The sequence below is a fragment of the Nonomuraea typhae genome, assembly GCF_009760925.1.
GTDB classification, from domain to species: domain Bacteria; phylum Actinomycetota; class Actinomycetes; order Streptosporangiales; family Streptosporangiaceae; genus Nonomuraea; species Nonomuraea typhae.
The window spans coordinates 504,674-518,094 of sequence record NZ_VRLV01000002.1; the positions used below are offsets into that span (position 1 = coordinate 504,674).

At 69.3% G+C, this 13,421-nt stretch carries 13 protein-coding genes; 5 read left to right on the top strand and 8 right to left on the bottom strand.

Features of this window, described 5'->3' with window-relative positions:
* The first annotated feature begins 92 nt into the window (after window positions 1-92).
* Entirely contained in the window at window positions 93-935 is an 843-nt protein-coding gene (locus tag FVE25_RS08815) for a polysaccharide deacetylase family protein (RefSeq protein WP_157245928.1), read from the top strand.
* Here FVE25_RS08815 and FVE25_RS08820 read toward each other — a convergent pair.
* Entirely contained in the window at window positions 917-1,162 is a 246-nt protein-coding gene (locus FVE25_RS08820; RefSeq protein ID WP_157245929.1) for a hypothetical protein, read from the bottom strand. The two genes, FVE25_RS08815 and FVE25_RS08820, sit on opposite strands and share 19 nt — an antisense overlap.
* A gap of 218 nt (window positions 1,163-1,380) precedes the next feature.
* On the opposite strand from FVE25_RS08820, the gene FVE25_RS08825 reads away from it, so the two are divergent.
* Together FVE25_RS08825 and cydB are read left to right on the top strand one after the other, a co-directional pair.
* A complete protein-coding gene (locus tag FVE25_RS08825; protein ID WP_157245930.1) occupies window positions 1,381-2,718 on the top strand; it encodes a cytochrome ubiquinol oxidase subunit I in 1,338 nt (445 codons plus the stop codon).
* A gap of 10 nt (window positions 2,719-2,728) precedes the next feature.
* On the top strand, window positions 2,729-3,613 hold the full coding sequence (gene cydB / locus FVE25_RS08830) for a cytochrome d ubiquinol oxidase subunit II (protein ID WP_157245931.1): 885 nt from the start codon (window positions 2,729-2,731) through the stop codon (window positions 3,611-3,613).
* 85 nt (window positions 3,614-3,698) lie between these two features.
* Here cydB and FVE25_RS08835 read toward each other — a convergent pair whose 3' ends face one another.
* From FVE25_RS08835 to FVE25_RS08860, 6 genes are all read right to left on the bottom strand, one after another.
* Entirely contained in the window at window positions 3,699-4,247 is a 549-nt protein-coding gene (locus FVE25_RS08835; protein ID WP_157245932.1) for a hypothetical protein, read from the bottom strand.
* 12 nt (window positions 4,248-4,259) lie between these two features.
* Window positions 4,260-5,000 (bottom strand): ABC transporter ATP-binding protein, encoded by a 741-nt coding sequence (locus FVE25_RS08840; RefSeq protein ID WP_157245933.1) that lies wholly within the window; start codon window positions 4,998-5,000, stop codon window positions 4,260-4,262.
* Window positions 4,993-5,721, bottom strand: a complete 729-nt coding sequence (locus FVE25_RS08845) for an ABC transporter ATP-binding protein (protein ID WP_157245934.1) — start codon at window positions 5,719-5,721, stop codon at window positions 4,993-4,995. Before FVE25_RS08845 ends, FVE25_RS08840 begins: the two co-directional genes overlap by 8 nt.
* A complete protein-coding gene (locus FVE25_RS08850) occupies window positions 5,718-6,698 on the bottom strand; it encodes a branched-chain amino acid ABC transporter permease (RefSeq protein ID WP_219825394.1) in 981 nt (326 codons plus the stop codon). The genes FVE25_RS08845 and FVE25_RS08850 overlap by 4 nt, the downstream gene beginning before the upstream one ends.
* Before the next feature lie 28 nt (window positions 6,699-6,726).
* A complete protein-coding gene (locus FVE25_RS08855) occupies window positions 6,727-7,605 on the bottom strand; it encodes a branched-chain amino acid ABC transporter permease (RefSeq protein ID WP_181019507.1) in 879 nt (292 codons plus the stop codon).
* A gap of 484 nt (window positions 7,606-8,089) precedes the next feature.
* Window positions 8,090-9,208 carry an amino acid ABC transporter substrate-binding protein gene (locus tag FVE25_RS08860; RefSeq protein ID WP_219825395.1) on the bottom strand — a complete coding sequence of 373 codons (1,119 nt, stop codon included), beginning with the start codon at window positions 9,206-9,208 and terminating at the stop codon, window positions 8,090-8,092.
* A gap of 212 nt (window positions 9,209-9,420) precedes the next feature.
* On the opposite strand from FVE25_RS08860, the gene FVE25_RS08865 reads away from it, so the two are divergent.
* Window positions 9,421-10,452: a LacI family DNA-binding transcriptional regulator gene (locus FVE25_RS08865; protein ID WP_157245937.1), complete on the top strand. Its 1,032-nt coding sequence runs from the start codon at window positions 9,421-9,423 to the stop codon at window positions 10,450-10,452.
* A 482-nt stretch (window positions 10,453-10,934) separates the two neighbouring features.
* Complete coding sequence (locus tag FVE25_RS08870) at window positions 10,935-11,573, top strand: hypothetical protein (protein ID WP_157245938.1); 639 nt, start codon at window positions 10,935-10,937, stop codon at window positions 11,571-11,573.
* Window positions 11,574-11,980: 407 nt separating this feature from the next.
* Here the strand turns inward: FVE25_RS08870 and FVE25_RS08875 are convergent, their stop codons facing one another.
* The gene (locus FVE25_RS08875) at window positions 11,981-13,270 is read right to left on the bottom strand and encodes an FAD-dependent monooxygenase (RefSeq protein ID WP_219825396.1); all 1,290 of its coding nucleotides are present in this window, start codon (window positions 13,268-13,270) and stop codon (window positions 11,981-11,983) included.
* Window positions 13,271-13,421 lie beyond the last annotated feature (151 nt).

Below are 13,421 nucleotides of genomic sequence, written 5' to 3' on the forward strand. Positions count from 1 at the left end.
GTCCCATCAGCATGTCAACTCACGCCGAGAACACGGTGTGATCGTCGTCGAGGCGCCGCACCCGCGCTGGTGAGCTGGCAGGATGGGTCGGCATGGCCAGGGGGACGAGCCGTGTGTGCGCGGCGGTGACGGTGGCGGCGCTGACCACAGCGTGCACGGCGGGCCAGGCGGCACCGCCGGCCCCGGCGCCGCAACGGGCGACGCCCTCGCCTTCCGGCAGCGCTCCCGCGGAACCCGCCGGGGTCAAGCCCCGCCGCGGGGAGGTGGGCAGGATCCCCGGGCCGTACCCGCGGGTGATCAGTTCGATCCCGACCCGGCGCAAGGTGGTCTTCCTGACCATCGACGACGGCTGGGAGCAGGACCCCGGCTTCGTGCGGCAGGTGCGCGAGCAGCGCATCCCGATCACCGCCTTCGCGATGCGCGACGCCGTCGAGGCCAAGGGCACGCCCGACCCGGCCGGCGGCGTGGGCCGCTTCGTGGGCGCCGGCAAGTGGGATTACTTCCGTGAGCTGAACGCGGCGGGGGTGGCCGTGGAGAACCACACGCTCACCCACCCCAACCTGCGTCTGCTCGGCCGCGACGCCCAGAAGGCGGAGATCTGCGGCGCCTCCCGGCTGATCGCCCGGCGGATCGGCGTCCGGCCCGCGTTGTTCCGGCCGCCGTTCGGCACCTACACCAGTGACACCCTGGCCGCGGCGAAGGCGTGCGGCATCCGGGATGTCCTGTTGTGGACGGCCACCGTACAGCCCGGCGGCAAGATCGCTTACCAGGTTCCCGACAAGAGGCTGCGCCCCGGTGACATCCTCTTGCTGCATTTCCGTCCCCATCTGGCGAGGGACTTCCGCATCCTGGTCGACAAGATCAAGCGGCGGGGGTACGAGCTCGGCGACCTCCAGGCGTACCTGGCGGCCACCTCTCAGGCGGCCAGCCGGTAGTCGGCGTAGGCGGCGTTGACGATGCTGATGGCCCAGCGCATGCGCGCGGCGAACGCCTCGGGGTGGTCGCCGGCCTCCTGCGCCACGTAGGCGGCGCACTGGGTGGTGTCGCCGCCGCAGGCGCACAGGCGGTCGTCGATGACGCGGCGCACGCGGTCGGAGGTCAGGATCTCGGACGGCTGCAGGCTGGTGGTGAAGAGCACCTGGGCCAGTTCGGTGGTGGTCATGTCCCGCGCCTTTCTCGGTGAGCGTTGTCTCTATTGAGACCCCGGCGGGCACGGGAACTCATCGCATTTTTCCGGGTTCGCAGTACGGATTTTTCCGCATGTGAGGAAGATCGCAGAGCCCTCGCCTCCCGTTGCTCTACAGCTTGTAGTACTACTACAAGTAGATGCACTACAGGCCGTAGAGCAACGGACGCTGTGAAGGGTTTCGTGAGGGAGCGATGGACGCACTAGATCTGGCGCGCTGGCAGTTCGGGATCACCACCGTGTACCACTTCCTCTTCGTACCGCTGACCATCGGCCTCGGCATATTCGTGGCAGGGCTGCAGACCGCGTGGCACCGCACCGGCAAGGAGCACTACCTGCGGCTGACGAAGTTCTTCGGGAAGCTCTTCCTGATCAACTTCGCCATGGGCGTGGTGACCGGCATCGTGCAGGAGTTCCAGTTCGGGATGAACTGGAGTGAGTACTCCATCTTCGTCGGCGACGTCTTCGGAGCGCCGCTGGCCATGGAGGCGCTGCTGGCCTTCTTCATGGAGTCGACCTTCCTCGGCCTGTGGATCTTCGGCTGGGACCGGCTGCCGAAGAAGGTGCACCTGGCGACCATCTGGGCCGCGGCCATCGGCTCGAACCTGTCGGCCTACTTCATCCTGGCCGCCAACGCCTGGATGAAGAACCCGGTCGGCTACGTCGTCGAGAACGGCAAGGCCAGGATGACCGACCTGTGGGCCGTGCTCACCAACTCGACCGCGCTCGCCCAGGTCCCGCACGTGATCGCCTCGGCGTTCATCGTGGCCGGCGGGTTCGTCCTGGCCGTCTGCGGCTACCGCTGGCTCAAGGACCGCGACGACATGTGGCGCGGCACCGCCCGCGCGGCCCTGCTCATGACCGCGCTCGCGGGCGCCGTCGTCGCCGGCACCGGCGACTCGTCGGCCAGGCTCCTGTACGAGCAGCAGCCGATGAAGCTGGCCGCCGCCGAAGGGCTGCCGCACGACACCGCCGGCGCCGCGTTCTCGATCGTTCCCGGCGTGGAGGTGCCGAAGCTGCTCAGCCTCCTGTCGGACCACGACCCGGACGCCGTCGTCGCCGGCACCGAGGATCTGCAAAAACGTTTCGAGCAGCAGTTCGGCCCCGGCGACTACCGGCCCAACCAGCCGATCGTGTTCTGGTCGTTCCGCGTCATGATCGGCTTCGGCCTGGCCACCGTCGGCCTGTCGATCCTCGGCCTGTGGCTGACCCGCCGCAAGCGCCCCCTGCCCGACTGGTTCGCCAAGGCGCTGGTGCTCGCGCTCCCGCTGCCGCTGCTGGCGGTGACCGCCGGATGGCTGCTCAGCGAGATCGGCCGCCAGCCCTGGACGGTCGCCGGCGAACTCCTCACCGCCGCCAGCGTCTCACCCGGCGTCAGCCTCGCCGAAGTGGCCACCACCCTCGTGATCTTCACGCTGCTGTACGGCGGGCTCGCCGTGGCCGAGGCCGTACTCCTGACCAAGCACGTGCGCAAGGGCCTCGACGAGCCCGCGAGCGTCGAGCTCCAGGCCGAACCGGCGCTGGCGTACTGAGGAGCAGACCATGATGGAACTCTGGTTCGTGATCATCGCTTTCCTGTGGACCGGCTACTTCGTCCTCGAAGGCTTCGACTTCGGCGTCGGGATGCTGGCGCCCTTCGTCTCCCGCGGCCCGGCCGAGCAACGGCAGGCGCTCAACACCATCGGGCCCGTCTGGGACGGCAACGAGGTCTGGCTCATCAGCGCCGTCGGCGCCATGTTCGCCGCCTTCCCCGCCTGGTACGCCGGGATGTTCAGCGCCTTCTACCTGCCGGTCGCGCTCGTGCTGGTCGGGCTGATCGTGCGCGGCGTGGGGCTGGAGTGGCGGGGCAAGGTGGACAACACGTTCTGGTGCGACGCGGGCATCGTGGCGGGGAGCGCGCTGCCGGCGTTCCTCTGGGGCGCGGTCTTCGCGGACATGCTCTTCGCCGGCGCCGCCGCCGCGCTGGCCGGCGGGGTGTTCTCGCTGGCGGTGTGCGCGCTGCACGGCGCCGTGTTCCTCGCGCTCAGGACCGACGGCCCGGTACGGCGGCGCGCGCGGAAGGCGGCGCTGGCCGTCGCGGCCGTTGCCGTACCGGTGAGCGTGCTGGCCATGGCGCGCCTCGAGATGACGGCGCCGGCGCTGGCCGCGGTGGCCGCCCTGGCCGGCGCGGTGGCGCTGATCTGGCGGGCGCGCGAAGGGTGGGCCTTCGCGGCCACGGCCGGGGGGATCGTGCTGGCCTCGGTCGCGGTGTTCCTCCAGCTCGCGCCGATGCCACTGCCCGGGCTGACGCTGGCGGCGGCAGCGTCGGGGCCGTACACGTTGACGATGATGACCTGGATCGGGCTGATCACGCTGCCGTTCATCCTGCTGTACCAGGGGTGGACGTACTGGGTGTTCAGGAAGCGGGTACTCGTGCCGGCGACCTGAGGGTGCCAGCCGCGGCCGGGGTCGTGCCTGGCCGGGGCCTTGCCGGATTTATGGGCATATAGCCGGTCCACTCGGCGTGGTCCGGCTAGTCGGCCTTCGGGCCTTCCCGCTTGGCGGCCTCCGCCTCGGCGGCGGCCCACTCGTGCGCGGCCGTGCGGGCGGCCTCCAGGTGGGGGTCGGCCCGCGCCGCCTCGTACTGGTCGATGGCGTCCTCGCCGGTCTGGATCCCTTCGCCGCCCATCTCCCGCGGCAGTATGGCGAAGTACCCGCCATAGGCGATCACCGCGAACCCGCCGCTGACCAGGAGCACCACGCCCGCGATCCACGACATGTGCCAGAACGCCGCGACCACCCCGACGACCGAGGCCGCCTGCCCCAGCCCCTTGGCGAAGTTGATCAGCGGCGTCGAGCCCAGGAACTGGTGGGTCTTGCGCAACTGGTTGATCATGGTGAGGACGGCCAGCAGCGGGATGGCCACCGAGAAGGACAGCACGCAGACGAGCGCCGCGGCGTCCAGGTCGCTCACCGTGAGAAACGGCTGCACCAGAACAATGCCTATGGCGATGAACCCGCCATAGATGAGGTTGTCCTGGTCCAGCCAGTTCTCTTTGCGCTTCCAGTCCTTCGGAGCCATCCGCACATCCTGTCACGCTTGCCTGCGAGCTGCGGTTCCGCCCAGATACAGCGCCCCGAGCCGCGGATCGGCCGCCAGTTCGCGAGCGGGCCCGGAGATGTGCACGGTGCCCAGATCGAGGACGCACCCCACATCCGCCATCTCCAGCGCACGCCGGGCGTTCTGCTCGACCAGCAACACGGCCACCCCGGTGCGGCGCATCAGGTCGATCTGGTCGAAGACGGTCTGGGTGGTCTTCGGGTCCAGGCCCATGGACGGCTCGTCCAGCAACACCACCTTCGGCTCCAGCATCAGCGCGCGAGCGAACTCCACCTGCTTCTGCTGCCCGCCCGAGAGCAGCCCGGCGATGCTCCCCCACCGCTCGCCCACCACCGGGAACAGCTCCTTCACCGCCGCCACCCGCTCGCGCAGCCGCGCCGGATCACGCACCGAGTAGCCGCCCAGCCGTACATTCTCCGCGACCGTCATCTCACGGAAGACGCTGTGGCCCTGCAGCACGTGAGCGAGGCCGCGTTCGAGCAGTGCCTGCGGCGAGCGGCGGGTGACGTCCTCGCCGGCCAGCAGGACACGGCCCGAGCGCGGGGCCAGCAGGCCGCTGGCGACCTTGAGCACGGTGGACTTGCCCGCGCCGTTCGGCCCCACCAGGCAGACGACCTGCCCGGCCCCGACCGTGACCGACAGGCCACGCAGGACCAGCGCGGCTCTGCCGTACCCGGCGGTGATGTCGTCGAGGGAGAGGATCGGCTCAGACACCTAGGTACGCCTCCAGCACGCGGGGGTCGCTCTGGACCGTCTCCGGACTTCCCTCGCAGATCGGGCCACCGCGGTCGAACACCACGACGTGGTCGCACATGCCCATGACCACGTCCATGTTGTGCTCGACGACCAGGAACGTCCGGCCTTCCGCGTTCAGCTCCCGGACGAGCGTGACGATCCGGTCGATCAGCGCCGGATTCACTCCGCCCGCCGGTTCGTCGAGCAGCACCAGGTCGGGCTCGCCCATGAAGATCGCGGCAAGTTCGAGGAGCTTTTGCTGGCCGTACGACACATGCCGGGCCTCGGCGTGTTCCAGGTGCTCGATGCCCATGCGCCGCAGCCAGCGGCGGGCGCGCTCGACCTCCGCCGCGTCGCGGCTGCCCGCCAGCAGTTCGCGCAGCCGGGTACGGCGGACCGCCACCAGCATGTTCTCCATCACCGTCATGCGCGGAAATATCCGGCACAACTGGAAGGTACGGCCCAGCCCCGCGTGCGCGATGCGGTGCGGCGACCAGCCGGTGATCTCGCGGCCCTTGTAGAGCACCCGCCCCGCGTCCGGCCGGATCAGCCCGGTGACCAGGTTGAAGAAGGTCGTCTTGCCGGAGCCGTTCGGCCCGATCAGCCCGTTGATCTTCCCGTCGGCGATCTCCACGGTGGCGTCCCGGACCGCCGTCACCCCGCCGAACGCCTTCGCCAGCCCCTCCGTCCTGAGGCTCACCCCTTCACCTCCTGAAGCCGTTGCTCGGCGCTGTCCTCCCTGATCGAGGCCCCTTCCGGCCGTCCGGCCACCCTGGGGACGATGCCCTCCGGCATGAACAGCACGACCAGCACGAGCAGGACACCCGTCGCGGTGAGGTGGATCTGCGTCTCCCCCAGCGCGATGAGGAAGTACTCCCCCGCCGGAGTGATGATCAGCGCGCCCAGCAGCGGCCCGAACAGATGCCGCACCCCGCCCAGCAGGCTCATCAGCACCATGTAGGCGCCGCTGACGATCGAGAAGACGAAGATCGGGTCGAGCGAGCCGAACCACACGGAGTAGAGCCCGCCCGCCAGCGCCACGAACAACGCCGACAACGCGAACGCCGCCACCTTGAACGCCGCCGTCGGCACGCCCAGCATCTCCGCCTTGTCCTCATCCTCACGGATCGCCCTGAGCCCGCCGCCGAACCGCGACCGCGACACGAACCACCACGTCCCGAGCACCGCCGCCAGCAACGCCAGGAAGATGTAGAAGAACACCAGATGCGTCTGCCCCCGGGACAGTTCGGGGAACGGCGACGGCACCTGAAGGCCGGTCGCGCCGCCGGTCAGCGACCGCCAGCCCTGCACGAGCAGGTTCATCACCGACACCAGCGCGATCGACACGATCACGAACGACGCCCCGCGCACCCGGACCGCCGCCACGCCGATGACGGCCGCCGCCACCGTGACCAGCAGCCCCGAGACCAGAAGGGCCACCACCCACGGCACCCCCGCCCTCGTCACCAGCAGCCCTGTCCCGTAGGCCCCGAGCCCGAAGAAGGCCGAGTGGCCCAGCGAGACGTAGCCGGTGAACCCGCCCAGAATGTTCCACGACGTGGCCATGGACGCGTACATGATCGTCAGCACGCCCGCGTAGACCAGGTAGTAGTTCGGCACCAGCCAGGGGTAGGCCAGGACGCCCGCCGTACCGACGACCAGCAGCACCCTGGCCACGACCGGCGCGCGGACACCTTGCAGAAATCTAGAAACGGTGCGCAAGCCGGCCTCCGAAGAACCCCTGCGGACGCAGGAGCAGGGTGACGAAGAGGAAGGCGTAGAACATGAGCGTTGCCCAGGTCGCGTCGACGGTGACCAGCACCAGCCCCTCGACCACGCCCAGCAGCACAGCCGCCAGCGCCGCCCCGACCACGCTGCCCAGCCCGCCCACGACGATGATCGCCATGAGCTTGCCGATCCACGCCCAGTGCGAGGCCGGGAAGAACGGCGTGATCAACGCCAGCACCCCACCCCCGACGGCCGCCGTCGCCAGCCCGACACCGAACCCGTACCCGGTGACCCGATCCGTCCTGATCCCCACAAGCCGGGCGGCCTCCCGGTGCTGAATCGTCGCCCGGAGCGCCTGCCCGAACCGGCTCTTCACCAGAACCCCGAACAACACCCCCAGCGTCAGCCCCGCCACCCCGAACGCAATGATCTTGTCGTACGGCAGGCTGACCGAACCCAGCGTGAGGCTCCTCGTGTCGTAGCCGACGGTCACCGACTTGTACGAACCCGTGTAGATCGCGCCCAAGAGACCCTCGATCGCCAGCGCCAGGCCGAACGTCAGGAGGACCGACATCATCTGCACCTGGTCCGCGGCCAGGCGGGCGATGAGCAGCCGCTGCACCAGCACGCCCAGGGCGAAGAAGACCGGCACGGTGAACGGGATGGTCAGCAGCGGGTCCAGGCCGAAGGTGGTGTGCAGGGTGTAGGTCAGGTAGGCGGCCAGGAAGAGGAAGGCGGGGTGGGCGACCATGACGACGCGCATGACGCCGAAGTAGAGGGAGAGCCCGGAGGCCAGGAGGGCGTAGAGGCCGCCGGTCAGGACACCCAGGACCAGTCCCTGGAGAAGCAGCGTCATCCCTGCCACCGCCTGGCTTTCCGCCTCACCCGTGGTTGCGTTGACCGCGTCCGAATCTGAGTTGACCGGTCCGGAGTTTGCCGGTCCTGGGTTGACCGGTCCTGACACGACGGACCCCGGTCCGACAGACCCTGGTCTGACCCACCCTGATCCGACAGACCCCGGCCTGACAGACCCCGGCACGACGGACCCCAGTCCGACGGACCCCGGCACGACGGACCCCGGTCCGACCGACCCCGGCCTAACAGAGCCTGGCCTGACAGACCCCAGCCTGACAGACCCTGGTCCGACAGAGCCTGGTCCGACAGACCCCGGGCGGGCGCGCCTGGCTCGAGCGCCAGACCACCCAACCCTCCACCCCGAGCCAGCGCACCCGCCCGCCCCACAAGGACCGGCAAATCACCCCACCACCCCAAACCCGCCCCCCGAGGCCGAGGCGGCCGGGCCGTACCCGGACGGGAGCTACCGGAAAGGACGCGGATGGTCACCACTCCTTCTTCGGGAAAACGAGCTTGGCCGTCTGCGCCTTCGAGCCCTCGGGCAGGACGATCTCCACCTTGCCGTTCACGTACTGCTGGATCATGTGCGCCTGCTCGGGACGCCCCTGGTCATCGAAGGAGAGAGGCCCTACGACGGTGTCGAACGTGGACTGGCGGAGGTGGTCGGCGAGTTTGTCCTGGCAGTCCTTGGTGGGTTCGACGCATTTGACGGCGTTCACCGCGGCTTCGACCACCTGGCCGACCGTGTAGCCGTTGGCCGCGTCCTCGTTGGCTTCGCCGCCGAACATCTCCTTGTAGCTCTTGACCAAGGCGTCGTTGCCGGTGAAGCCGGAACCGGCCGACCAGCCGACCGGGGAGATGACGTGCTCGGCGGCCCCCTTCACCGCGGCGGGGAACTCGGGCAGCGTGGGGCCGGTGCTGAAGGCGGCCAGTTTGGGCTGGATCTTGAGTTCCTGCAGCGCCCGGACCAGCCCGACCGAGTCCTCGAACTGGGTGCCGCCGACGACGATGTCCGGCTTGGCGGCGGCGATCTTGGCGGCGATGGGGGCGAAGTCGGTGGTTTCCGGCGGGTACACCTCGTCGGCCACCGTCTTGATCCCGGCGGCGGCCAGTTTGTCGCGCAGGCCGTACGCGGTGCCCTGCGCGAACGGGTCGTCGAGGCTGGCGTAGGCGGCGGTCTTGGGACGCTGATCCGGGGGGAGTTTGGTGATGTAGTCGGCCAGGTAGTTGTAGTGGTCGCCGGCGATCGCGGGCGCCGCGTAGAACAGCTTCTTGAAGCCCTGCTCGAAGACCTCCTTCGCGGCACCGGCGGGCTCGACGAACACCATGTTGTACGACTCGGCCACCTTGCCCGCAGGTATGACCAGGCGTGAGGAGAAGGGGCCGAAGACGAGGTTCACCTTGTCCTGGGTGATGAGGGACTCGTAGTCGGAGGTGACGCGGTTGGGGTCGGAGGCGTCGTCCCGGAAGATCAGTTCGACCTTGCGCCCGAGCAGGCCGCCCTTGGCGTTCACATGCTCGGCCCAGATCTTGTAGCCCTCCTGGATGCCCTTGCCGGGTTCGGCGAAGTCACCGGTCAGCGGGAGCGAGATACCGATCTTCACCGGTCCGGAGGTGGGAGCGGCGCCGCCCTGGCCGGCGGGCCGATCCTCGGCCTTGGCACAAGCGGAAATAACCAAGCTCGATAATGCGAGTACTAATGCTGCCTTGCGCACATCTGACATTTCCCGGTCCTCCGGTGTACGCAAGCGCTTTCGTAAGCGCTTTCGGTTACGATGGCACGTGTTTCAGCCGCGGACAAGGGGGTCGTGCGCCCATGGCCAATCGTCCGGCTCCGCCCCGGCTCGTCGACGTCGCCAGAGCCGCGGGGGTTTCGCTGGCCACCGCGTCACGCGCCCTGACCGGCTCGGCGGGGGTGAGCGCCGTGGTGGCCGCGCACGTGCAGGCGGTCGCCACCCGCATCGGCTACGTCCCCAACACGCACGCCCGCGCCCTGGCAGGCGGCCAGTCCACGATCGTCGGCCTGATCGTCCACGACGTGGGCGACCCCTATTTCGCGGAGATAGCCCGAGGCGTCCTCCGCGAAACCGAGACCCGCGGCTACATGGCCCTGATCAGCCAGACCGAACGCGACCCGACCGCCGAACTCGCCCGCATCCGGGCCCTGCGCGCACACCGCGTCAATTCCATCGTCCTGGCCGGATCCGGCTACATCGACCCCAGCACCGAAACCGACATAGCCACCGAAGTCCGCTCCTTCACCGCCGCCGGCGGCAGAGTGGCCGTGATCGGCCGCCACCACCTCCCCGTGGACGCCGTCCTCCCCGACAACCTCAGCGGCGGCGTCACCCTGATGCGCCACCTCCTGACCCTCGGCCACCGCCACATCGGCGTCCTGTCGGGCCCGCCGAACCTGACCACGGTCGAAGACCGCCTGGCCGGCCTCCGCATGGCCGTCAAGGCCGCCGGCCTGAGCTGGGGTTCCATCCCGGTGATCCCCGGTGACTTCACCAGAGAGGGCGGCGCCACCGCCACAGCCGCCCTGATCGCCCAACACCCCCACATAACCGCCATAATCGCCCTAAACGACCCCATGGCCGTGGGCGCTCTGTCCTGGCTCCTGGGCTCCGGCCACCGCGTCCCCGGCGACATCTCGGTGGCCGGCTTCGACGACATCCCCGCCGCCGCCGACGTCTACCCCGCCCTCACCACCATCCGCCTCCCCATGATCAGCATGGGCCGCCAGGCACTCGAACTCGTCCTCAAACCCTCCGTCTCCCGCCCGCGGCGCCGCCGTACCCCACACGAACTCATCACCCGCGCCAGCACCGCCCCACCGCGCGAGTAGACCTCCAGACGGTACGGCGGGCGTCCACGCAGGGCAGCGCCCTCACAAGGACATCTCAGGTGGTACGGCAAGCGGTTCACTTGACCGGCAAGGGGGTGGCAACCGCCCGCCGGCCAGCTGGTTCTATGAGTGGTTGTTGGCCCCGCTCGGCGAGTGATGTCCTGTGACACCCATCCTTGAGCGTTTGTCGTCGAAGGTTGAGCGGATGAGGTACTGGGGCAATGGCCCTCAGCTTCCGAGCGGCACTCTGCGTCCACCTCACGAGGCGGTAAAGTCTCCGGCGAGTGTCTAGGGTTCCGCTGCGTGGCTCGTTCACCCGGCCAGGCAGGTCCGGTCCGAGCGGGACCGCGGCTGGCGGGCCGGGTGTCCTGTGACAGCGAAGCCTGAGCGGTCAGGGCGTCGTTGCCTTCCACCCATGCGCACACTGCCGCTCCAGGGCCCGGTTGGCAGGCAGTCTTGACGGGCACTAGCGTCTGGTTGTTATGAAACGCGTGTTACTGGTGGCAGCGGTGCTCATGCTCGTCGCGAGCGCCTGTACGGCCGCTACCAAGGAGTCTCCGCCCAGCACCCCTCAGGCCGCCCCGAAGTCGACCACGAAGTTCACCACCGTCCCCGAAGGGTGCGAGCTCCTCGACCGAGAGACCCTCGCCAAGTACGCCCCCACGACGACCTGCTCGCTTACGCTCCAGGACAACCGCCAGACCCAGAACGGTGACGGCGAGCCCATCCTCGAGAGGTGGCCGCGCTATAAGCCCGCGAACATCGCCGGCAAGGGCAAGTTCCACGCCGTCATCGAGGTCGGCCTGAAGCTCAACCTGGACACCTACGCCGAGAACCAGACGAGGGCGGCCCAGGGGACTTCCGGTCCAGGCTCCAGCCAACGCCCGGTCGCCGGGATCGGCGACAAGGCGCACCTCTACTACAGGGCAGGCACCGAGGCGGCAACCAACCTCAGCATGACCACGGGAGTGCTCGTCTCCAGCTGGGGCAATGCCTCCCTGATGGTCCACTATTGGCACTACCAGGCCGCCACCACCGACAACGGCGCCGGCCTCAGCGAGCAGAAGATGGCGAAGGCCCTCATCGCCGTCGCCCGGGACGTTTACGACGACCTGAGCTAGACCGTGTACGCACCTGTGGCCCGGCCAGCGGGACGAATCGCAGGATCTGCCAGCCGCAGCCTGAACAGGCCCTATGCCCACAACCGGACGACGCCCTGACCGCTCAAACTTCGCTGTCGCTGCTTAAGGTTCGCTGTCACAGGACAAGTGAGGGTGGGCCCACTGTGTAGCCGGGCGGTTACTGTTCAGCGAGACTCGGCCCCACCCCTGCCGTTGCGGTGAGACGCTCGGTGTGCCCGAGAGCACCGAGGAGCAGGTGTGGCACTGAGCAGGGTGGAACAACTTGCGGCGATCCGCAGGGACTCGCGCCTGCAAGGCCTGTCGGTGTGGGCGCTGGCCCAAGAAGTACGGCGTGCACCGCCGCACCGTGCGCGAGGTGTGGTCCCTCTCGACACATTCTGTGACGCCTACGGCTTGGCCGAGGAGGTGATCGGCGATCCGGCCGGGGCCGCGGCGTCCGGTACCCCCGCGTAGTCGGGCAGCTCGATGCCGTTGATCGCGCGCCCGACCAGCTCGGCGAACCATTCGCCGGCGAAATCGGGGCGCGGCTCGGCGTCCGGCCCGGGGACGTCGCGGCTGCGGGCGTTCAGCCGGCCGATCTCCTGGTTGGCCTCGACGAACGAGCGCATCCGCGCCTCGTAGCGGGCGAACCCGGCGTCGGGCTCCCATCCGGCGGCGGCCAGCTCTCCGGCCAGCACATAGGCGCCGACCAGCGCCAGCCCGGTACCCTGCCCCGACATCGGCGAGGAGCTGAACGCCGCGTCCCCGAGCAGCCCCACCCGTCCACTCGACCAGCGGTCCATCACCACCTGGGCGACCTGGTCGAGGTAGAAGTCCGGGGTGTCGTCCAGGTGCGCGAGGATGTCCGGGGTCAACCAGCCCAGGCCCGCCATCCGCTCACGCAGCAGAACTTTCTGGGCCGCGACGTCACGGTAGTCGACGGCGAAGTCGGCCGCCGCGAAGTAGAACATGGCCATCGCCCGGGTGGCGTCCTGGATGGGCCGCAGGAGGGCAGAGCGCCCGGACTCCTGATCCTGGTACTCCAGCAGCCACTGGTCCAGCCCGAACTCGTTGGGAACGCTGTAGAAGGCCAGCACGTGCCCGAGGTGGCGCAGGAACCGCGCATGCGGCCCGAAAACCATGGCTCGCAGCTCCGAGTGCACCCCGTCGGCCCCGACGACCAGGTCGTAGCGGCGCCGGTCGCCGCCCGCGAAGACCACGTCGACCCCGTCCGCGTCCTGGGCGAGCCCCGCGATCCGGTCGCCGAAGACGTACTCGACGCCGTCACGGGTGTCGTGGTAGAGCACCTGGGCCAGGTCCCCGCGCAGGATCTCGATGTCCGCGATGTACCCGTCGCCACCGTCGTCGTCGGCACGGAAGCTCTCCAGCACGTGCCCGTCCGCGTCCACGGTGTGCGCGCCGGCGGTGTCGGTGCACGCCGCGCGCACCGCCGCGTCCAGCCCCATGCGCCCGATGACCTCCCTGGCGACCCCGCGCGCGTCCACCGCCTGCCCGCCGGGCCGCAGCTCGGGAGCCCGCTCCACCACGGTCACCTCGGCCCCCCACCGGCGCAGCCAGTGGGCCAGCGCGGGTCCCGCGATGCTCGCCCCCGCCACCAGCACCCTGGGACCGCTCACCCGCCTCCCCTGCCCGCCGGTACGGCTGGTGTGCTCGTGCTTGGAGTCGTCGACACTCATCACTGCCTCCATATGCTTCCTCCCGCGCGGGGACGTTCCCAGCACAGGCCCACCGCTGTCGGTGTGTCCAGCCGTATAGACCACGGGTCCGCACGAAACTCATCGGTACGACAGGTCTTGGACGCGAGTTCGGACCCCAGGGTGCAACCGA